Here is a 17,887-nt window from a genome sequence, read left to right on the forward strand (position 1 = left end):
TCGCTATGCCCCTGATCATCCCCAAGACCCTTCCCGCCTATGACGCCCTCTACGAGGAAAATGTTTTCGTCATGCACCGGGAACGGGCGCTCTCCCAGCACATCCGCCCGCTGGAGATTCTCATCCTGAACCTCATGCCGACGAAAATTGCGACTGAGACGCAGATCGCCCGCCTGCTGGCCAATACGCCTCTTCAGGTGCACATGACCCTGCTGCAGACGGCCAGCCACGCGGCGACCCATGTCTCGGCGGCCCACCTTGAGACGTTCTACAAGACCTTCGACGAGGTGAAGAACAACCGCTACGATGGCATGATCATCACCGGCGCACCGGTGGAGAAGATCGACTTCGAGCAGGTGGACTACTGGCCGGAGCTGTGCGAGATCATGGACTTCAGCGAGACGAATGTCTACTCCACCCTCCACGTCTGCTGGGGTGCGCAGGCGGGGCTTTATTACCACTACGGCATCCGCAAGCAGCTGCTGAACGAGAAGATGTTCGGCGTCTTCGAGCACAGGGTCACACGCCCCTCGAACCCGCTGGTGCGGGGCTTCGACGAGGTGTTCTACGCCCCCCACAGCCGCCACACCGGCATCTCCCGCGAGGATGTGCTGAACTGCAAGGCCCTGCGCATCCTCGCCGAGAGCGACGAGGCAGGCCCCTTCCTGATGAGCACCGAGAATGGCCGGCAGATCTTCGTCACCGGCCATCCGGAGTATGACAAGTACACCCTCGACGCCGAGTACAAGCGGGATGTGGCCAAGGGCCTGCCCATCGCTGTGCCGAAGAACTACTACCCGGAGGACGACCCTGCCCAGCCGCCCCTCTTCCGCTGGCGCGCTCACGCACATCTGCTGTATGAGAACTGGCTGAACTACTACGTCTACCAGAATACGCCCTACGATCTGGGAGCCATCAAGCGGGTGGAGCACGGGGAAGAATAAACAAAGAACGCCCTCTCCGCACGAAACGAGGAGGGCATTTTTGTAAGGAGAATTTGTATGGGAATCGAATCAGAATGGAAGAACCGGGGCATCCGGGTGGGCAAGCTGCCCTGCGGCCCGCTGGACAAGATCAGTGACGTGCCGGGCGTCACGGTGGGCCACTGCACGCTGGCGGACGGCGAGGTCCAGACCGGCGTCACCGCCCTGCTGCCCCATCCGGGGGATATTTTCCACGATAAGGTGATGGCGGCCAGCCACGTCATCAACGGTTTCGGCAAGACCACCGGCCTTGTCCAGATCGAGGAGCTGGGTACGCTGGAGACGCCCATCCTCTTCACCAACACCCTCAGCGTGGGCACGGTGGAGACGGCGCTGGTGAAGTATATGCTGGACCGGAACCCCGACATCTGCGAGACCACCGGCAGCGTCAACCCGGTGGTCTGCGAGTGCAACGACAGCGGCCTGAACGACATCCGGGGCCTCCACGTCACCGAGGAAAATGTGTGGGCCGCGCTGGCCGACTGCCGCGCCGACTTCGCCGAGGGCGCGGTGGGCGCAGGCCGGGGAATGCGCTGCCATGGCCTGAAGGGCGGCATCGGCTCGGCTTCCCGCGTGGTGGAGCTGGACGGGAAGCCCTACACCATCGGTGCGCTGGTGCTCTCCAACCACGCCGTCTTCGACGACCTTGTGGTGGCGGGCACCCCCATCCAGACCCTGCTGGACGCCAGCATCCCGCCCCACGAGGACAAAGGCTCTATTATCACGGTGCTGGCGACGGACATCCCCCTCAGCGAGCGCCAGCTGCGGCGGCTCTGCCACCGGGCGCTGGTGGGCCTGTCCCGCACCGGCTCCTTCTGCGGAAACGGTTCGGGCGAGATCGTCATCGCCTTCACCACCGCGAACCGGGTGCCCCATGACTCGGAAAAGGCCATCCTGCCGATGGGCATGGTCCACGACGACGCCATCAACCCCCTGTTCCGGGCCGTGGCCGAGTGCGTGGAGGAGAGCGTCCTGAGCAGTCTGCTCCACGCGGAGACCGTCACCGGCCATCATGGCCGGACGGTCAAGTGCTTGAGTGATCTGCTGAAATATAGCAATTCAACTTTTTAATGTAGCAGCAACAGCGTTGAATTGCATATCGCAAATATGCTGTTTTCATGTCGCACTAATTTTTTGCCTTGCGATAAAATCGAAGCCGCGGGATGCTCTATGCATCCTGCGGCTTTTGTGATTGCAGATTGTCGAAAACTGTGTTATACTAATTTTGCTGCTTTGGCGGCAAGGCACTGCACATACGGCAGGCGGTTGGCCTACACTTCCCGAAAGGGGGTGAGGCAATGCGGATTACTTTCCATATTGGTGAGTTTACTATCACCATTATCGTGAAAAAACGCTGAACCGCCACCTCGGCAAAGGCGACGGTTCAATAGAGCTTAAAACCTTAGACTAGAGGCTAACCGCTTGTCGCAGTGCCTTTTCTATTTTTAGTATAGTTTGTTTTACGCGAATTGTCAAGCACGGGGAAGTTATTTCCGCCGTGCTTTTTTCTTCCGGACGCTGTAGCCGAAGGTGCCCAGCTTTTTGCCCAGTGCCAGATATTCGCCGTGGCTGTAGACGATGAGCCTGGCCTTGTCGAGGCAGAGCTTGCCATTTTCGTCCAGCAGGCTTTCGTCCACGTCGCAGGCGGCGACTTCGGCGAGGAAGAGGTCGTGGCTGCCCAGCGGGATGACCTGCGTCACCCGGCATTCCAGATTGACGGGGCTTTCGGCGAGGATGGGGCAGTCCGTCAGCACCGAGCCGGGGGCGGCATGGAGGCCGCAGGCCGCGAATTTATCGAAGTCCCGGCCGCTCCTGACGCCGCACCAGTCCACCGACTTCACCAGCGCCTCGGTGGGCAGGTTGATGGCGAACTGTCCGCTCTCCTTGATGAGGTGGTGGCTGTACCGCTCGGGGCGGACGCTGATGGACACCATGCTGGGCTGGGTGCAGATGGTGCCCGTCCAGCCGATGGTGATGAGGTTGGGCTTGTCCAGCCCGCCGCAGGAGACCAGCACCGGCGGCTCCGGGTTCAGCAGGGTGCTGCCCCGCCAGCTCTGTTTGCTCATCCGTGATACTTCCTTTCGTAGGGTGCCCATGTCCGCTCGCTGATGATGTAGCGGGGGCGGGCCTTGGTTTCCATGTAGATCTTGCCGACGTATTCGCCGATGACGCCCAGACAGACCAGCTGGACGCCGCCCATGAAGCAGACGATGCAGATGGTGGAGGCCCAGCCGGCCACGACGCTGCCCCTGACCGCCTGCACGATGGCCCAGAGGACGCCGATGAAGCTGATGAGGCTGACCACGATGCCTGCCCCGGTGATGAGGCGGATGGGCTTGTTCGACAGGCTGGTGATGCCGTCGAAGGCGAGGGCCAGCATCTTGCGCAGCGGGTAGTGGCTCTCACCGGCCAGACGCTCGTGGCGCTCGTAATAGACGGTGTCGCTGGGGTAGCCCACCAGCGGCACCATGCCCCGCAGGAAGATGTTCACCTCGCGGTAGTCGGCGAAGCTTTCCAGCACACGGGTGCTGATGAGGCGGTAGTCGGCATGGTTGAAGACGATGTCGGCCCCCAGCGCGTTCATCACATGGTAGAAGCCCTCGGCGGTGAACCGCTTGAAGAAGGTGTCGGTATCCCGGCGGCTGCGCACGCCATAGACCACCTCGGCCCCGGCGAGATACTTCTTGACCATCTCGTCCATGGCGTTGATGTCGTCCTGACCGTCGCAGTCGATGGAGATGGTAATGTCGCAGCTGCCGCTGTGGAGTGCCTCCATCAGCCCGGCCAGCACGGCGTTCTGGTGGCCGCGGTTGCGGCTCTGGGAGATGCCGATGAAGTGCTCGTCCTCAGCGGCAAACTTCTGGATGAGGGACCATGTGGCGTCGCGGGAGCCGTCGTTGACAAAGAGCACCCGGCTCTTCTCGCTGACAAGGCCCGCTGCGGCGAGGTCGTTGATCTTTTTTAGGAACAGGGGGGCCGTGATGGGCAGCACCTGCTCCTCGTTGTAGCAGGGGATGACGATCCATAGGATAGGTTTGGACATGATGAAATTCTCCTTTATAAAACCATCCGCCGTAGCGCTTCCGGTTCCAGCAGCTTGAAGCTGCTCCGATAGGTCTCCAGCAGGCCGTCCCGCTGCATGAGGCTCAGCTCCCGGGAGAGGGCGCTACGGTCGCAGTTGAGGTAATCGGCCAGCTGGATGCGGGAGTAGGGGATGGTGAAGGTGAGGCTGTGGTGCACCTCCGCCTCGCTGAGGAGGTAGGCGCACACCTTGGCCCGCAGGCTCTTGAGCAGCAGCAGGTCCACCCGGCGGGAGAGGAGGAAGTATTTGTCGCTGATGGTGCGCACGAGATTTTGTAAGACCCGCTGTCGGGCCGGGTCGGCCCCGGGCAGCAGGAGCTTTTCGTAGGGCATCAGCAGCACCTCACAGGGGGCGGAGGCCATCACCGTCACCGGGCTGGAAAGGCTCGAGCCGCCCAACACGTCGCCGAACACGCCGCCCGGCCCCATCTGGCTGATGGGCAGACGCGCCCCGCTGGCGGCAGGGTGATAGGCTTCGATGGTGCCCGAGAGCACCACGCCCACCCGGCGGTTGGTCTGCCCGGCCAGCACGAGGGTCTCGCCCCGGCTGTAGGTGCGCAATACGGCTCCCACGTTGCCCAGCAGGACCCGAAGCGATTCGGCCTCCAGCCCGGCGAACAGAGAGGTGGATTGTAACAGCGGAAGATAGTTTTCCATACCCATTCCGTGAGGTTTTCCCCGGGCCCTCACCGCCCTTCTGCGATTCCGTTGCATACGCAACGGTATTTTTTCTTTTATTATAGTAAACTTGGGGGCGTAAAGCAAATGGTTTTTGCAAATTTTCTGCGGGAAAATTTATCCCGATGAAAGTGAGGAACTGTACAAAATGAAAAAACTGACATCTCTGCTGCTGTCGGCGGTGCTGCTGGTGAGTATGCTGGCCTGCGGCGCATCGGCCAAGACCAACACCAAGGTGCGGATCGCCGGCCTGAAAGGCCCCACCACCATGGGCCTCGTCAACCTGCTGAGCATGGAGAAGGAGGGCACTGCCTCCCTCGACTACGACCTGCAGCTCTACGGCGCAGCCGATGAGATCGTGCCCAAGCTCATCAAGGGAGACCTCGATATGGCTGCGATCCCGGCCAACCTCGCCGCCACCCTCTACCAGAAGACGAACGGCGGCATTCAGGTCATGGCGGTGAACACGCTGGGGGTGCTCTACGTCGTGGAGAAGGGCAACACCGTCCACAGCTTCGCCGACCTCAAGGGCCGCACCATCCTCTCCACCGGCAAGGGCACGACGCCGGAATACGTCCTGCGCTATCTGCTCCGGAAGAACGGCCTCGACCCCGACAGGGACGTGAAGATCGAGTATTACAGCGAGGCCTCTGAGGTCACGGCCCAGATGGCCGCTGCCAAGAAGGACGCCATCGCCGTTCTGCCCCAGCCTTACGTCACTGCCGCCCAGATGAAGGACAGCAGCCTCCGTGTCGTCCTTGACCTGACCCGCGAGTGGAACAAGGTCTGCGATACCCAGCTTATTACCGGCGTCACCGTGGTGCGCACCGAGTACGCCAAAAAGAACCCGGACGTCATCGCCGCCTTCCTGACCGACTACCAGAAGAGCGTCAAGGCTGCGAATGAGGACATCGACGGAACTGCCGCCCTGTGTGAGCAGGTCGGCGTGGTGGCCAAGGCAGCGATCGCCAAAAAGGCCCTGCCCAAGTGCAATATCGTCTACCGCAACGGCGAGGAAATGAAGAAGGACATCTCCGCCTATCTGCAGGTGCTCTACGATGCCTCGCCCGCTTCTGTGGGCGGCAAGCTGCCGGACGATGGCTTCTACTACACCGAGCCGTCCGTCCTCCGCAAGGTCATGGCGGCCATCCGCAACTCTGCAAAGTAAGTTTTGCAACGAAAAACTGCCGCACAGCTGTACGGCAGTTTTTTCACGTTATAAGACGAGGCCGGCACCGATGCCGATGAGGGCCGGGAGAAGCCAGCCGAAGCCGAGGCCGCTCAGAGGCAGGGCGTTCATGAACCCGGAGAGAGGGCCGAAGGGCAGGGCGGCGGGGATGCTCTGAAGGGCGGTAAGGAGGACGCCCAGCCGCCAGACCAGAGAGCGCTGGAACCGCTCCGGCAGAAACTCCACCACGATGAGGATGATGGCGATGGGGTAGATGGCGTTCAGCACCGGGACGGAGAGGCTCAGGATGTCCGCGAGGCCGATGTTGGCCAGAAGCATACTCATCAGTGCGAAGAAGGCCGCGATGGCAGGATAGGACAGCCGGGGCAGCAGCTCGTGGAAGTATTCGCCCACGCTGGCGATGAGTCCTACGCAGGTGTTGAAGCAGGCGATGACGAAGATGGCGGCTAACAGCACCTGTCCCACCCGGCCGAACAGGCCGTCGGCCAGCGCTGTCAGGACGGCCGCGCCGGTGTCACAGCCGGGGAACGCTGCCCCCGAGATGCCGCCGATGTGGGTCAGCATGGCGTAGACCACCAGCAGCATCCCGCCTGCGACAAGTCCGGCCCGGATGGTGCCCCGCCGCACGGCGGCTTCTTCCGTGATGCCGACGGCCTGTATATTCAGGGCGATGACGGCTCCGAAGTTGAGCGCCGCCAGCGCGTCCATGGTCTGGTAGCCGTCCAATATTCCCTGCGCGGCGGGGAGGGCGGCGTAAGCCGCGGTGGGCACGCCATAACCGGAGGCAGCAGGGCGGAGGAGGCAGCCCGCGAACAGCACCACAATGAGCACCAGCAGGGCGGGGCAGAGGATGCGGCCCAGCCGCTGGGTCAGCTTTTCGGGCCGGAGGGCCACGAAGTACGCTGCCGTGAAGAATACAAGGGAGTAGAGGAACTGCCCCAGCCCGCTCCGCCCCACCAGCGGGGTCAGCATCTCAAAGGAGGTGCTGGCCGTGCGGGGGATGGCGAGGCAGGGGCCGATGGACAGGTAGACCAGCACAGCGAACACCTGCGCAAAGCGGGGATGCACCCGCCCGGCCAGCACGGGCAGACCGCCCGCCCGTGCCACCGCCGCCACGCCCGCGATGGGCAGGCCGATGGCGCTGACGGCAAAGCCTGCGAAGGCGAGCCAGAGCGCCGTCCCGGCCTGTGCGCCGAGGAAGGGCGGAAAGATGAGGTTGCCCGCCCCGAAGAACATCGAGAACAGGGTAAACCCCACCAGAAAGAGCTTTTTGCCCCGGAGGGCCTGCGTGGATTCGTGCATGGTCATCTCTCCCAGTCGTGCGCAGGAGCGCGTAAAATATGAAACACGGATTGCTTTATTACAGTGTAGAGTCTTATCCCCTTCATGTCAAGAGAAGAAAAGATGAAGGATTGTATTCTTTCACATGATGTGATATTCTGAAAGCGAAAAAAGAAGAGGAGCAGAGAAACAGATGGAAAAAACAAAAAAGCGCCGCCTTCAGCTCTTGGCGGCGTCGGTCTTCTGGCTGGGCGTCTGGCAGGCGGCGGCAATGGCCATCGGGCAGGAGGTCTTTCTGGTCTCGCCGGTGCAGGCGCTGGGGACGCTGGTGCAGCTTCTGCCGCAGGCGGAGTTCTGGCAGAGGGTGGCGTTCAGCGCCGGGCGCATCCTGCTGGGCTTCGGGCTGGGTGCACTGTCCAGTACCGTGCTGGCGGTGGCGGCGGAAAAATGGGAGTGGGTGGACGCCCTTCTCGCCCCGGTGATGCAGCTGGTCAAGGCCACCCCGGTGGCCAGCTTCATCATTCTGGCGCTGGTGTGGGTCAGCGGCTCGTCCCTGTCGGTCCTCATCAGCTTCCTGATGGTGCTGCCCGTCCTCTACGGCGCGGTGCGCACCGGCATCGGGAGCGCCGACCGCGGGCTTCTCGAGATGGCGCAGGTGTTCCGCCTGCCACTGGGGCGGCGTCTGCGGGCCGTCTGGCTCCCGGCGGTGCTGCCTGCGTTCCGGCAGGGGTGCAGTGTGGCGCTGGGCATCTGCTGGAAGAGCGGCGTGGCGGCGGAGGTCATCGGCCTGCCCGACGGCAGCATCGGCGACGCCCTCTATCGGGCGAAGATCACCCTCTCTACCGGGGAGCTGTTCGCATGGACCTTCGTCATCATCCTGTTGAGCGCGGTATTTGAAAAGCTCTTCCTCGCCCTGCTGGACAGGGCGGTGACGGCAGTTCTGGGCGAAGAGGGGGCATAAAAATGGGAGAATATCATAACAAACTGGAAATAAAGGGTCTGACAAAACGATTCGGAGAGAAAACGCTCTTCGAAGGTCTGTCCCTGACGGTGGACGGCCCGGCGGTGCTCTGGGCACCCAGCGGCTGGGGCAAGACGACCCTGCTGCGCATCCTGATGGGGCTGGAAGCGTCCACCTCCGGCAGCGTGGAGGGGGTGGGCCGGGTCGGCGTGGTCTTTCAGGAGGACCGGCTCTGCCCCCAGCTCACCTCAGAGGAAAATGTGGCGCTGGTGCTCCCGGCGGAGCAGTACAAGGCAAAAACGCAATACAAAGAGCAGATAAGGGAAGACCTTATACAGCTTGGACTCGGCGATGAGGCCCTCGCCCTGCCGGCCCGGAAGCTCTCCGGCGGCCAGAAGCGGCGCACCGCCCTCCTGCGTGCCCTCTGGGCCGAGAGTGACACCCTCCTGCTGGACGAGCCGTTCACCGGGATGGACCCAGCCGCCATGAAAAAGGCCGCGGCCATGCTCAAAGCACGCTGCGGCGCAAAGCCCGCCCTGCTGGCGACCCACGACCAAGCGGCCATCCGGGAGCTGGGGTGGAGGGTCATTGAATTGGGGTAGGGCGATTGTAATTTGAAAGAATTTATGCTATGCTAGAAATGCAGTCTCCGGACTGCAAAGGTGTTGCCTCAAACGCAGGCGGCGAACGCTCCTTACCGATGCGCTCTTGTTTAACTTTCGAGTGAACAGGCATCGGGAGAGCGGCTTTTTTGGCGCATACTCCCGATGTTCTGGCAGAAGGAGGGATGGCGCATGACTCTGTCCGAGGTTTTGCTGCTGTTGACGCTCGTCTTCAGCGTAGCCTATGGTGTCTTCGACATTACATGGAAAATCAGCCATGACGACAAAGATCATAAAAACAAAAAAGACTGACCGCCACCTACTTCCCCAAGTATGCCGGTCAATCTTTTTTGCTCGCGTATGGTAAGGAGCTAGCCGTTTTTGGGGGCAGCACCTTTTGTAGTTCTAGTATATGCGTTTTAACGTGGATTGTCAAGGAGAAAGCTGTATGAAAGGATCGATCTTCCACAAAATGCAGACGAGCACCTGCTGGATCGTCTGTCTCGTACTGCTTGGCGTCTACCTCTTCGCCGCCCTCCGTCCGGGAATCTGGCTGCGGGACGCCTTTTTGTACCGGCAGGCAGACGGCAGCTTTTCGGGCAAGGATGCCTATGCGGCCTACACCCTGCAGCTTTCCGGGACGGAGAGCGAAGCCGAGGCAGCGTTCACGCTGGACGGAGAGACGAGGCATTACCGCATCGAGGCGAAGGACAGCGCAGAGGTAAAGCTCTATCAGGACGGGGCGCTTATCTTTGCCGGGAGCGCGCTGGGCGACCCCGGGGACGCCATCCTCTGGCGGGAAGACGATGGGGGCTTGGCCGACGAGGTGAAGGTCATCGTCAATGGCGAATACCAGAAAGATGACCTCTGGCCCAGCTGCGGCTGGCTCTATAATGTGGCCGTCGGCGGACGGCGGGAGACCCGGGGCAGCGTGGCTTTCCTGCTGCCGATGGGGGCGCTGGCGCTGCTGCTGTTTCTGGACCTCCGCTTCCCGCTGCTGTTCTGGAATCTCCGCCACGGGCTGGAGGTATCCGGCGGCGAGCCGACCGACTGGTACTACTCGATGCAGCGGGTGGGCCGCATCACCGACATCGTTGGCATTTTTGTGCTGGCGGCCCTGAGCTTTGCCCTCCACTGAGGCTCACAACAGCTCGGCGAGGATGCTGTTCTGCACGATAAGCCCGGCGGGGGTGAGGGCGAGGGTGCGGCCGTCGAAGCTGGCGTAGCCGCTCTTCACACAGTTTTGCACGAAAGCCCGCTGTGCGGTGGAAAGCTCCCTGCCATAGCGTTTTTTGTATTCGTCGAGGTTCAGGCCCTTGCGGAGGCGGAGCTGAAGGATGAGATAATCTTCCGCCCCGCAGCCGCCGTCCATGACCGGTGCGGCCTCGTCCCGCAGGAAAGCCTCGGTGTCGGCCGGGTAGTAGAACCGTTTGCCGCCCATGCAGGAGTGGGCGGCGGGGCCGATGCCCAGATAGTCGCCGCAGTCCCAGTAGATGAGGTTGTGCTTTCCCTCATAGCCGGGGCGGGCAAAGTTCGAGATCTCGTACTGCAGATACCCGTGGTGCTCCAGCTGCTCGACGGCGTAGAGGTAGAAGTCCGCCGCCTCGTCGGAGGTGGGCAGACCCTCGGGGGGCGTCCGGCCAAAGGCAGAGTCCGGCTCTATCTTTAAGAGGTAGGCCGAAATGTGCGTCGCGCCGCCCTCCTCGATAAGCTCCAGCGTCTCGTCGAACTCGGCCTGCGTATAATGGGGCAGGGCCAGCATGATGTCGCCGCTGATGTTCTCGAACCCGGCCCGGCGTGCGGCGGCAAAGGCCGCACGGGCCTGCTTTGCGGTGTGGGGACGGCCCAGCGTCTTGAGCTGGCTGTCCCGGGCCGACTGGACGCCGAAGGAGATGCGGTTGACGCCTGCGGCGCGGAACGCCCGGAGGGACGCCTCCGTCACCGTCTCGGGGTTCGCTTCCAGCGTGATCTCTGCCCCCGGCAGGGGCTGGGCGGCGTCGATGAGGCGGGCAGCGTCTGCGGGGGCGAGAAGGCTGGGGGTGCCGCCGCCGAAATAGAGGGTGTCCGGCCGCAGGGGGGCGTCCGGCGCAAAGCGGGAAAGCTCCCGCAGCAGAGCGTCCACATAGGCGCGGGGCACGCCGCGCTGGCCGGGGGCGGAGTAGAAATCGCAGTACCGGCATTTGGAAAAACAGTAGGGAATATGCAGATAAAGTCCGAGGGACATCAAATATCACAGCCTTTTTCATGAATCGTTCATTTCTATGCAGTATACTATATTTTGTAGACCGGGGCAAGGCCGAGGCCGACGCCCTGATTTTGAATGGAGGATTCCCTATGGATTACAACAACTATGACCGCGGCTATGCGGAGCCTTCGATGAGCGCATCGGACTATATGACCCGCACCTACCGCTGGATGGCCGGCGGCCTGCTCGTCACCTTCGCAATGGCCTATATCACGGCGACCACGCCGCTCATTTATCTGGTCGATTCCCTCTACTTCCTGCTTACCATCGCCGAGCTGGCGCTGGTGTTTATGCTCAGCGCCCGGGTGCAGAGGATGTCCATCGACGGGGCGCGGGCCGCATTCTTCGGTTACGCCATCCTCAACGGCATGGTGCTGAGCTACTATTTCCTGCTCTTCTCGGTGGGCACTTTGGTCATGGCCTTCCTCGCCACGGCGGTCTATTTCGGCCTTATGGCCGTGTACGGCACCACCACCCATAAGGACCTCACCAGCTGGGGTCCCCGCCTGATGATGGCTCTGGTGGCCATGATCGTCACCAGCCTCGTGGGCGCGCTCTTCGGCTTTGGCTTCGGTGCCTCGGTGCTCTACTGCGGCATCGGTCTGGTGGTGTTCATGCTGCTCACCGCCTACGACACCCAGAAGCTGCGCCAGATCTACGCCTACTACGCAGGCGACGCCGAGATGGCCGAGAAGGCTTCCATCTACGGCGCACTGACCCTCTATCTGGACTTCATCAACATCTTCCTGTATGTCGTCCGCCTGCTGGGCATGAACAGCCGCAGCCGCAACAACTAAAGTGCTTCTTTTGGCCCTCGTCCGGTACGCTGGATGGGGGCTTTACTGAATAGTTAAAATAAACTCGAAAGAAATCGACACGGTTTCTTCCGGGTTTATTTTTTTGCGCATTTTTAGGAAACAAGGGGGCTGAGAGAGCTTTGGGCGGCAGACATTTGACGATTGAGGATCGTCGGAAGCTGGAAAAATATTACCTCGATAGGATCAGCGTGGAGAGTATCGCGGAAACTCTGAGGGTTCACCGCTCCACCATTTATAACGAACTTCGCCGCGGTGACACCGGGCGGGTGGACAAGAACGGGAACTGCGAGTACAGCGCAGAGCTGGCACAGAAAAGAATCTGCGATGCCCGCCGCAGCATCCATCATAAGAAGCAGGAGGACACCGCCAATGCCGATGTTTAAGACCTGCACGGCCTGTAAGGAAACATTCATTGCGGAGTCACCGTTCATCAAACTGTGTCCGATCTGCAATGCAAAGAGCCAGACCACCCCGGCGGAACGTGCGCAGCGCAAAACTCGCATTACCCCGGATCGGCTGATGCTGGATGTTCGACAGGCGGATGCAGCGGGTAAATCCTATGGCCGGTGGCGGTACGAAGAAACCGAACGCCGCCGAAAAGAGGAAGAAGAGGAACGTCGCAAGTTTGAGGAACGCCAGAAACGGCGTGAACAGATGAAAGCAGCAAAGGAGAACGAACATGGCGAAAGTGAAACTTGACTACATGAGTCTGAGCATGAGGGTGGAGGGCAACGACGACATGGTACGGGAGCTGTCCGGCAGATTCCTTGACATGGCGGACAAGTATGCCGCACCCGGATTTTACTTCCCGGCTCTTCCTCCCTCTGTTTTCGAGGACGGTTGCCGTGACCCGGAAGAACTGAACACGGGAGATATGAAGCCGCTGACCACGCCGAAAGAAGTTGCACCCGGCGCAGACTGGGACGTGGTGGCAATCTATGACGATGCGGGCATTCCGTCCATTATGCACCGCTTCCGCCGCATGAGCAATAAGGAGCTGTTCGGCGGAAGCGACAAGCCGCACCCGGCGTTCATCATCGGCGGCGAGGTATACGACGAAATCTATATTTCCGTGTACCCCAATGTGATGATTAACGGAAAGCCGTACAGCCTGCCGTTTCAGAAACCGGCGGGAAACATCACGCTGGACGACTTCTCCAAAGCCTGTTTCAGCAAGGGCGAGGGCTGGCATCCAATGACGGCAGCAGAGTGGGGCTTCCTTGCAAACCTTAGTCTGAAACTGGGGACTCTGCCGCACGGGAACACCGACTACGGCGCATGGCATGGCGACCATAAGGAGCACGGCCAGAAAGCACCGAACAGCAATCGGACGCTCACCGGAACTGGCCCGGAAACGTGGACGCACGATCACACCAAAACCGGTGTCCACGATCTGTGCGGCAATATCTGGGAAGTGCTGGCCGGTCTGCGGATTAAAAACGGTGTGCTGATGGTGGCCGCGAATAACGATGCAGCACTCCCCGAAACCGACCTGACCCAGTGCGGCGACGACTGGAAGCTGCTGACGGACGATAAGGGCGCACCAGTGTATGTTTCCGCATCCGGCAGCGAGATCGTGTTTACCACTGACAACGATGAAGCGGGCGGCGTGGGCAGCTCTGAGTGGGGCAAGGTCAAGACGGAATGCAAGAGCGAAATGCTCAAAGAGTATGCGCTGTTCGCCGGGGAGGAAGAAGCCTACTGCTACATTGATGCAACTGAGGGCGAATACATTCCGATCCGCGGCGGCAGCTGGCACTATGGCGAGGGTGCCGGTGTGTTCTACTTGTACCTCAGCAGTCCGCGCTCTAGTTCGTGGGCGGGCGGCGGGGGCCGTTCCGCTTTCTTCAAGAAGAAGCAGAAAGCTGAACGCTGAAAAGCTGATGGGCTGCGCGGTAGCGCAGCCAAAAGCCGGGAGAGAAAATGCTGATCTATTTTGTAGAGTGCTTTATCATGGGGTTTGCGTTGGGCCTATCGTGGGCTTCGTTCGCCACTCCGGTTTACCTGATCTGCTGTTTTGCAGGGTGGGTATTTGATTGGAAAATTCCAACGGCATTGTGGCTCGTTGCATTTGCTGTTCAGAACTGGGACAACGCAAAGAGCTGGTTCAAATAAAAACGGTCTGGGCGTACCGAAACACGCCTGCCACATGACCGGGCACTTAGGGAGCGCACCGGTCAGCCGGTTTCCGCAAGACCGGCATCTTACCTACCGGAGATGAAAAGAACACGGTAGGGCTACCCGCACGGGTAGGAGCGGAAGCATCACGCTGTACGACACCGCTCCTTTATATGGCGCAGCCAGTGCAGGCAGGGATTTTCTCATGGCCCCGCCGCCCAGTGCTGACTCTGGGATGCGCCGCCACTTCCGAATATTCATCAAGCGAAGAAAGGACAAAGTTATGAACGACATGGAAAAGTGCTTTTACGAACCGGCTGAATTGTCGGTGGTGGACGAGGGCAAAGGAAAATCGCTGGTAAGGGAAAAGGGGAGTCCGTACAAGCTGGGTTTCCTTGTGGCACAAGCCGCTGACGGCATTTTCAAAAGCCTTGGTGATGCGGACGCAGTAGATGCGATGGAGAGGGTAATCGTAAGCACCATTCGCGTTATGGCGATGCAGCGTAAGGCGGAGTTCAAGAAAGGCACGGACGCATTCAATATGAGCGGCGGTTTCAATGCCGTTCGGGACGAGGGTGCGCTGAAAGAAATCCTCAAGTCTATTTTTGGAAAGCAGTAAAGAACATGGAGATACATAACAGAAGCCCCACCATAAAGGAAGTTCGCAAGAGCGAACAGTGTCGCCACACGTTCAGAATCACGGTTGCGAAGTGTGCGCCGTGTGATGGGTACAACCTGAACTGTGAGCATTACGAGAAAACCAACAAGGGTGCTGCTGATACAAAACATCTTTCGAGGTAAACAAGCCGCCCTGCGCCGCGTCAGCGGGGCGGCTTTTATATGTGGTGCGGGGTGGCTGGATGCGCGACCGGCTACCGAAAGCGGGGTCGAACCCCGTCCGCGCCTGCTTTGCTTGAAATCATGGAAGCCGGACTGCACCGGCAGGCGCGAAGCGTCAAGCCATACCTGCATGACAACGACGGAGGTTGAAAGGTATGCCCGCGGCATGAGCGCAGAAATGCCTTGTCCGATCCACCCAAGCCAAAGGTGGTAGGGCTGATTTGGTAGATCGGCCCGCCCCGCCGCCCTGTCGTTCTTAGAGTTCAGCAGGGCGGCGGGTGTCTATTATGCGGATGCACAATGGAGAAGAACGGCTCCCCTGTTGCTCTGAGCCGAAAGGTCGGTTCGATCCAGACCGTCCGCACAAGAAATTTGAACGGAGAAAGCCAATGCAGAGATACAAAGTAGTTGTCGTCTGCTGCACCGCTGACGAAACGGATGTACACACGATCCGCGTCAACGGCTGGGGTGAGAGCGAAGCAGAGTACAACGCCCGCCGCAAAATCCAAAAGTTCCACCGCCACGAGTATGAAAAGATTACCGTGACAAGGATAGAAAAAATCAAATAGGAGGTCAAGAACGTGCTGTATGTTGATGCAATCAGGGTTCTGGAAAAGGTGGCACGGGCAAGGTTTGATCTTGCGTCGATGCCGAGGAAAGAGGAAATCGAAGAAGCGATTCCGATTGTGGCAGGCATGGTAACGGTTCAGGCTTGCCCGAAGTATGCACTTCACGCCGCGCTGTGGTGGCTGGCGGTCAAATCCAAAGAGGTGGAACAGTGACGAGAAGAGATAAAGCGATTCTGGCCCTGATCTGCGCCGCTGAAATCATCAACTGCGCAAAGGTCGGGGTGCTGAAAAGCCGGATCGCTGACCTTGAAACGCAGCGGGACATTTATGCAAGCCGGGCGCAGCACTGGATAGACCGGGCAGTAGAGGACGAAGAGGTTATAGATTCTATGCAGCTTCGCCTTGATGCTCTGGCCGATGGGAAAGTTGAGCTGGAAGATGCAGGAGTGTTTTTCTGCACGGCTTACTGCACCGAGCAATACCCGCATATCTGCGGAGAGGGTCACGGAATCACAGCCAGCGGCCAGCCGATACAGGCGGGCGTAACCGTGGCGGCGGATCAGACGATCTTTCCGTATGGCACGGTTTTGTACATTGAGGGTGTAGGAATCCGCATTGTGCAGGACAAGGGCGCGGGAGTGCAGGGAACGCACATTGATGTTGCAGTTGATACCCATGAGAACGCGCTGTCGTGGAGCGGGTACGGCGAACATCGGGTGTGGGTCATAAGAGAGGTGAACAGGTGAACGGCCTTGAAGAAATTCTTGAAGATGTTCTTAAACAATATCAGCGCGTAGGCTATCAAACGCAAGTTTTAAGGCTGAAAAATACAGGTGAAGTTATTGCTTCGTTGAGAATGGGGCGAGTTATAGCCAATATGAAAATCTCAATGAGAGATCAAATTGAGCTTCGCAAGCTACATGATCCACAGAAACAAAAAGAATGGCTGGAAAGCATGGCGAAGCAACTGGAATGCGAGGTTACAGAATATTACGCAAGCAGCGTTGAGATACGCCATGCGCCGATATAGGAGGGCGAGCGATGAAAGTTCTCATAGCCTGCGAGGAAAGCCAAGAAGTGTGCAAGGCTTTTCGGCGCAGGGGGCATGAAGCATACTCATGTGATATTCAAGAGCCATCCGGCGGACACCCGGAGTGGCACATTCTGGGCGATGCTGTAACCGCTCTGCGGGGGGGGGGCAAATCGTCACAATGAACGACAAGGGACATTACATTGATGCGTGGGATTTGCTCATTGCGCACCCGCCTTGTACATACCTGAGCAACGCGGGAGCAAGACACCTATGGAAAGGCCATGTGCTTCAAGCAGATCGCGTCATGAAAGGAATTGAGGGCCGCGATCTTTTTATGCGCTTCTGGTGGGCAGATGTTCCGCAGATTTGCATAGAAAACCCAATCCCAAGTCGCGTGTTCTGTTTGCCGCAGTACACGCAAACTATACAGCCGTATGAGTATGGACACCCGTACAGCAAAAAGACTTGCCTTTGGCTGAAAAACTTGCCGCCGTTGTTTCCAACAGACATTGTGACACCGATTGCAACGTGGTGTCCGTCTGGCTCTTACAGCAAAAAGCATGGACAACAGCACAAAGGAATGTTCACAACCGACCGAGCCAAGAGCAGAGCAAAAACATTTACGGGTGTTGCAAATGCAATGTCCGAACAATGGGGATAGGAAGGCAGAGAATGAAAGACGAAGATTATGCAAAAATGATCCAAGGCATGATGGAAGCGCGGGAAAAAGAAAGGATGCTGGGGATAAGAGTTCTGATAATCGCGCACAACGCCTACAAGTTTCAGGGCTGTGCGCAGATTTACCGCAATTACTTGCCACAGCACATCGCAATCCATGTTCGGAAACAGTACCTTGCTGAACTGAACAGAAAAAGAAAGGGTGGACGTAATGCGCAGGGCGATAGCCATTGATTTTGACGGGTGCATTTGTCAGAGCAAATACCCGGAGATCGGGGAACCAAACTGGCACGTTATCGAGGAAGCCAAGAAAGAACAGGCGGCGGGTGCTGGCCTGATCCTGTGGACTTGCAGGGCGGGCAAGGAACTGGACGCGGCTATTGCAGCCTGCAAAGAGTGGGGCCTGAACTTTGATACCGTGAATCAGAGCTTGCCGGAGTGGATCGAAGCGTGGGGCGGCGATTCTCGAAAAGTTGGCGCAGATGAATACTGGGACGACAAAGCGGTGATCGCGGACACGACCTGCATCCTGCGGAGTGCCACCTGCTACCAGAGGAAAAACAAATGAATTTGCCAGATAAAAAATACACCGCGATCTATGCTGATCCTCCGTGGTCATATCGCCAGTGTGGAACCGGCCCAAAGAGCCGGGGCAATGCCGCGCAGCATTATAACACCATGACGACGGATGATATATGCGCCCTGCCGGTTAAAAACCTTGCGCGGGGGGGGGGGCGTTGTGCTTCATGTGGGCGACTTACCCACAGAAGTTTCGCTTATACACAAATGACGCTGCCGCCGAACACTTGGG

Annotated in this window: 24 protein-coding genes and 1 pseudogene; 20 read left to right on the plus strand and 5 right to left on the minus strand. The window is 59.3% G+C overall.

Annotated features, from left to right (window positions below; all coding sequences use genetic code 11):
* Positions 1–5: 5 nt before the first annotated feature.
* Positions 6–944, plus strand: coding sequence for a homoserine O-acetyltransferase MetA (metA, locus tag ACT8X9_RS04060; protein ID WP_227620325.1), 939 nt, complete (start codon positions 6–8; stop codon positions 942–944).
* A gap of 57 nt (positions 945–1,001) precedes the next feature.
* Complete coding sequence (locus tag ACT8X9_RS04065; protein WP_444268196.1) at positions 1,002–2,054, plus strand: DmpA family aminopeptidase; 1,053 nt, start codon at positions 1,002–1,004, stop codon at positions 2,052–2,054.
* A 416-nt stretch (positions 2,055–2,470) separates the two neighbouring features.
* Here the strand turns inward: ACT8X9_RS04065 and ACT8X9_RS04070 are convergent, their stop codons facing one another.
* Genes ACT8X9_RS04070 through ACT8X9_RS04080 form a run of 3 tightly spaced genes read right to left on the minus strand, consistent with a single transcriptional unit; the run spans position 2,471 to position 4,727 of the window.
* Entirely contained in the window at positions 2,471–3,049 is a 579-nt protein-coding gene (locus ACT8X9_RS04070) for a flavin reductase family protein (protein ID WP_227620327.1), read from the minus strand.
* Positions 3,046–4,026 (minus strand): glycosyltransferase, encoded by a 981-nt coding sequence (locus ACT8X9_RS04075; protein WP_444268197.1) that lies wholly within the window; start codon positions 4,024–4,026, stop codon positions 3,046–3,048. Before ACT8X9_RS04075 ends, ACT8X9_RS04070 begins: the two co-directional genes overlap by 4 nt.
* Positions 4,027–4,040: 14 nt before the next feature.
* A complete protein-coding gene (locus ACT8X9_RS04080) occupies positions 4,041–4,727 on the minus strand; it encodes a Crp/Fnr family transcriptional regulator (protein ID WP_249234282.1) in 687 nt (228 codons plus the stop codon).
* Between the two features lie 163 nt (positions 4,728–4,890).
* On the opposite strand from ACT8X9_RS04080, the gene ACT8X9_RS04085 reads away from it, so the two are divergent.
* Entirely contained in the window at positions 4,891–5,910 is a 1,020-nt protein-coding gene (locus tag ACT8X9_RS04085) for an ABC transporter substrate-binding protein (protein WP_444268198.1), read from the plus strand.
* Positions 5,911–5,958: 48 nt separating this feature from the next.
* Here the strand turns inward: ACT8X9_RS04085 and brnQ are convergent, their stop codons facing one another.
* Positions 5,959–7,233, minus strand: a complete 1,275-nt coding sequence (gene brnQ / locus ACT8X9_RS04090) for a branched-chain amino acid transport system II carrier protein (protein WP_444268199.1) — start codon at positions 7,231–7,233, stop codon at positions 5,959–5,961.
* 172 nt (positions 7,234–7,405) lie between these two features.
* On the opposite strand from brnQ, the gene ACT8X9_RS04095 reads away from it, so the two are divergent.
* The 3 genes from ACT8X9_RS04095 to ACT8X9_RS04105 all read left to right on the plus strand — a co-directional run bounded on the left by ACT8X9_RS04095 (position 7,406) and on the right by ACT8X9_RS04105 (position 9,913).
* The gene (locus ACT8X9_RS04095; RefSeq protein ID WP_444268200.1) at positions 7,406–8,173 is read left to right on the plus strand and encodes an ABC transporter permease; all 768 of its coding nucleotides are present in this window, start codon (positions 7,406–7,408) and stop codon (positions 8,171–8,173) included.
* Positions 8,174–8,175: 2 nt separating this feature from the next.
* Positions 8,176–8,775: an ATP-binding cassette domain-containing protein gene (locus ACT8X9_RS04100; RefSeq protein ID WP_444268201.1), complete on the plus strand. Its 600-nt coding sequence runs from the start codon at positions 8,176–8,178 to the stop codon at positions 8,773–8,775.
* A 448-nt stretch (positions 8,776–9,223) separates the two neighbouring features.
* Positions 9,224–9,913 (plus strand): hypothetical protein, encoded by a 690-nt coding sequence (locus ACT8X9_RS04105; protein ID WP_444268202.1) that lies wholly within the window; start codon positions 9,224–9,226, stop codon positions 9,911–9,913.
* 3 nt (positions 9,914–9,916) lie between these two features.
* On the opposite strand, the gene hemW is transcribed toward ACT8X9_RS04105, so the two are convergent.
* Positions 9,917–10,999 (minus strand): radical SAM family heme chaperone HemW, encoded by a 1,083-nt coding sequence (gene hemW, locus ACT8X9_RS04110; RefSeq protein WP_444268203.1) that lies wholly within the window; start codon positions 10,997–10,999, stop codon positions 9,917–9,919.
* Between the two features lie 110 nt (positions 11,000–11,109).
* Between hemW and ACT8X9_RS04115 the strand changes: the two genes are divergently transcribed.
* From ACT8X9_RS04115 to ACT8X9_RS04180, 14 genes and pseudogenes are all read left to right on the plus strand, one after another.
* Complete coding sequence (locus tag ACT8X9_RS04115) at positions 11,110–11,817, plus strand: Bax inhibitor-1/YccA family protein (protein ID WP_444268204.1); 708 nt, start codon at positions 11,110–11,112, stop codon at positions 11,815–11,817.
* 155 nt (positions 11,818–11,972) lie between these two features.
* The gene (locus ACT8X9_RS04120) at positions 11,973–12,221 is read left to right on the plus strand and encodes a helix-turn-helix domain-containing protein (RefSeq protein WP_444268205.1); all 249 of its coding nucleotides are present in this window, start codon (positions 11,973–11,975) and stop codon (positions 12,219–12,221) included.
* Complete coding sequence (locus ACT8X9_RS04125; RefSeq protein WP_242887852.1) at positions 12,208–12,537, plus strand: hypothetical protein; 330 nt, start codon at positions 12,208–12,210, stop codon at positions 12,535–12,537. Before ACT8X9_RS04120 ends, ACT8X9_RS04125 begins: the two co-directional genes overlap by 14 nt.
* Positions 12,518–13,714, plus strand: a complete 1,197-nt coding sequence (locus ACT8X9_RS04130) for a hypothetical protein (protein ID WP_444268206.1) — start codon at positions 12,518–12,520, stop codon at positions 13,712–13,714. The genes ACT8X9_RS04125 and ACT8X9_RS04130 overlap by 20 nt, the downstream gene beginning before the upstream one ends.
* Positions 13,715–13,761: 47 nt before the next feature.
* The gene (locus ACT8X9_RS04135; RefSeq protein ID WP_156060113.1) at positions 13,762–13,953 is read left to right on the plus strand and encodes a hypothetical protein; all 192 of its coding nucleotides are present in this window, start codon (positions 13,762–13,764) and stop codon (positions 13,951–13,953) included.
* 286 nt (positions 13,954–14,239) lie between these two features.
* Complete coding sequence (locus ACT8X9_RS04140; protein ID WP_444268207.1) at positions 14,240–14,575, plus strand: hypothetical protein; 336 nt, start codon at positions 14,240–14,242, stop codon at positions 14,573–14,575.
* A gap of 610 nt (positions 14,576–15,185) precedes the next feature.
* On the plus strand, positions 15,186–15,365 hold the full coding sequence (locus ACT8X9_RS04145; RefSeq protein WP_120020044.1) for a hypothetical protein: 180 nt from the start codon (positions 15,186–15,188) through the stop codon (positions 15,363–15,365).
* Positions 15,366–15,377: 12 nt separating this feature from the next.
* Positions 15,378–15,578, plus strand: a complete 201-nt coding sequence (locus ACT8X9_RS04150; protein WP_444268208.1) for a hypothetical protein — start codon at positions 15,378–15,380, stop codon at positions 15,576–15,578.
* Positions 15,575–16,111, plus strand: a complete 537-nt coding sequence (locus ACT8X9_RS04155) for a 3D domain-containing protein (RefSeq protein WP_444268209.1) — start codon at positions 15,575–15,577, stop codon at positions 16,109–16,111. The genes ACT8X9_RS04150 and ACT8X9_RS04155 overlap by 4 nt, the downstream gene beginning before the upstream one ends.
* Positions 16,108–16,395 (plus strand): hypothetical protein, encoded by a 288-nt coding sequence (locus ACT8X9_RS04160; RefSeq protein WP_444268210.1) that lies wholly within the window; start codon positions 16,108–16,110, stop codon positions 16,393–16,395. The genes ACT8X9_RS04155 and ACT8X9_RS04160 overlap by 4 nt, the downstream gene beginning before the upstream one ends.
* Before the next feature lie 181 nt (positions 16,396–16,576).
* Positions 16,577–17,059: a DNA cytosine methyltransferase gene (locus ACT8X9_RS04165; RefSeq protein ID WP_444268211.1), complete on the plus strand. Its 483-nt coding sequence runs from the start codon at positions 16,577–16,579 to the stop codon at positions 17,057–17,059.
* Positions 17,060–17,070: 11 nt separating this feature from the next.
* The gene (locus ACT8X9_RS04170) at positions 17,071–17,310 is read left to right on the plus strand and encodes a hypothetical protein (RefSeq protein ID WP_444268212.1); all 240 of its coding nucleotides are present in this window, start codon (positions 17,071–17,073) and stop codon (positions 17,308–17,310) included.
* Positions 17,288–17,644 (plus strand): hypothetical protein, encoded by a 357-nt coding sequence (locus tag ACT8X9_RS04175; RefSeq protein ID WP_444268213.1) that lies wholly within the window; start codon positions 17,288–17,290, stop codon positions 17,642–17,644. Before ACT8X9_RS04170 ends, ACT8X9_RS04175 begins: the two co-directional genes overlap by 23 nt.
* Positions 17,641–17,887: pseudogene (locus ACT8X9_RS04180) on the plus strand (hypothetical protein); the annotation flags it as partial. The gene ACT8X9_RS04175 and the pseudogene ACT8X9_RS04180, both read left to right, overlap by 4 nt.

Source organism: Faecalibacterium sp. (assembly GCF_052358865.1).
In the GTDB taxonomy this organism is placed as follows: Bacteria; Bacillota; Clostridia; order Oscillospirales; family Ruminococcaceae; genus Faecalibacterium; species Faecalibacterium butyricigenerans.

Bases quoted from the DNA above. Each gene is read 5' to 3' on its own strand.
- ACT8X9_RS04105 (WP_444268202.1), top strand. From the start codon at position 9,224: ATGAAAGGATCGATCTTCCACAAAATGCAGACGAGCACCTGCTGGATC.
- ACT8X9_RS04130 (WP_444268206.1), top strand. From the start codon at position 12,518: ATGGCGAAAGTGAAACTTGACTACATGAGTCTGAGCATGAGGGTGGAG.
- ACT8X9_RS04125 (WP_242887852.1), top strand. From the start codon at position 12,208: ATGCCGATGTTTAAGACCTGCACGGCCTGTAAGGAAACATTCATTGCG.
- ACT8X9_RS04080 (WP_249234282.1), bottom strand. From the start codon at position 4,727: ATGGGTATGGAAAACTATCTTCCGCTGTTACAATCCACCTCTCTGTTC.
- ACT8X9_RS04075 (WP_444268197.1), bottom strand. From the start codon at position 4,026: ATGTCCAAACCTATCCTATGGATCGTCATCCCCTGCTACAACGAGGAG.
- metA (WP_227620325.1), top strand. From the start codon at position 6: ATGCCCCTGATCATCCCCAAGACCCTTCCCGCCTATGACGCCCTCTAC.
- brnQ (WP_444268199.1), bottom strand. From the start codon at position 7,233: ATGCACGAATCCACGCAGGCCCTCCGGGGCAAAAAGCTCTTTCTGGTG.
- ACT8X9_RS04095 (WP_444268200.1), top strand. From the start codon at position 7,406: ATGGAAAAAACAAAAAAGCGCCGCCTTCAGCTCTTGGCGGCGTCGGTC.
- ACT8X9_RS04135 (WP_156060113.1), top strand. From the start codon at position 13,762: ATGCTGATCTATTTTGTAGAGTGCTTTATCATGGGGTTTGCGTTGGGC.
- hemW (WP_444268203.1), bottom strand. From the start codon at position 10,999: ATGTCCCTCGGACTTTATCTGCATATTCCCTACTGTTTTTCCAAATGC.
- ACT8X9_RS04115 (WP_444268204.1), top strand. From the start codon at position 11,110: ATGGATTACAACAACTATGACCGCGGCTATGCGGAGCCTTCGATGAGC.
- ACT8X9_RS04065 (WP_444268196.1), top strand. From the start codon at position 1,002: ATGGGAATCGAATCAGAATGGAAGAACCGGGGCATCCGGGTGGGCAAG.
- ACT8X9_RS04175 (WP_444268213.1), top strand. From the start codon at position 17,288: ATGCGCAGGGCGATAGCCATTGATTTTGACGGGTGCATTTGTCAGAGC.
- ACT8X9_RS04140 (WP_444268207.1), top strand. From the start codon at position 14,240: ATGAACGACATGGAAAAGTGCTTTTACGAACCGGCTGAATTGTCGGTG.
- ACT8X9_RS04145 (WP_120020044.1), top strand. From the start codon at position 15,186: ATGCAGAGATACAAAGTAGTTGTCGTCTGCTGCACCGCTGACGAAACG.
- ACT8X9_RS04070 (WP_227620327.1), bottom strand. From the start codon at position 3,049: ATGAGCAAACAGAGCTGGCGGGGCAGCACCCTGCTGAACCCGGAGCCG.
- ACT8X9_RS04085 (WP_444268198.1), top strand. From the start codon at position 4,891: ATGAAAAAACTGACATCTCTGCTGCTGTCGGCGGTGCTGCTGGTGAGT.
- ACT8X9_RS04100 (WP_444268201.1), top strand. From the start codon at position 8,176: ATGGGAGAATATCATAACAAACTGGAAATAAAGGGTCTGACAAAACGA.
- ACT8X9_RS04170 (WP_444268212.1), top strand. From the start codon at position 17,071: ATGAAAGACGAAGATTATGCAAAAATGATCCAAGGCATGATGGAAGCG.
- ACT8X9_RS04165 (WP_444268211.1), top strand. From the start codon at position 16,577: ATGAACGACAAGGGACATTACATTGATGCGTGGGATTTGCTCATTGCG.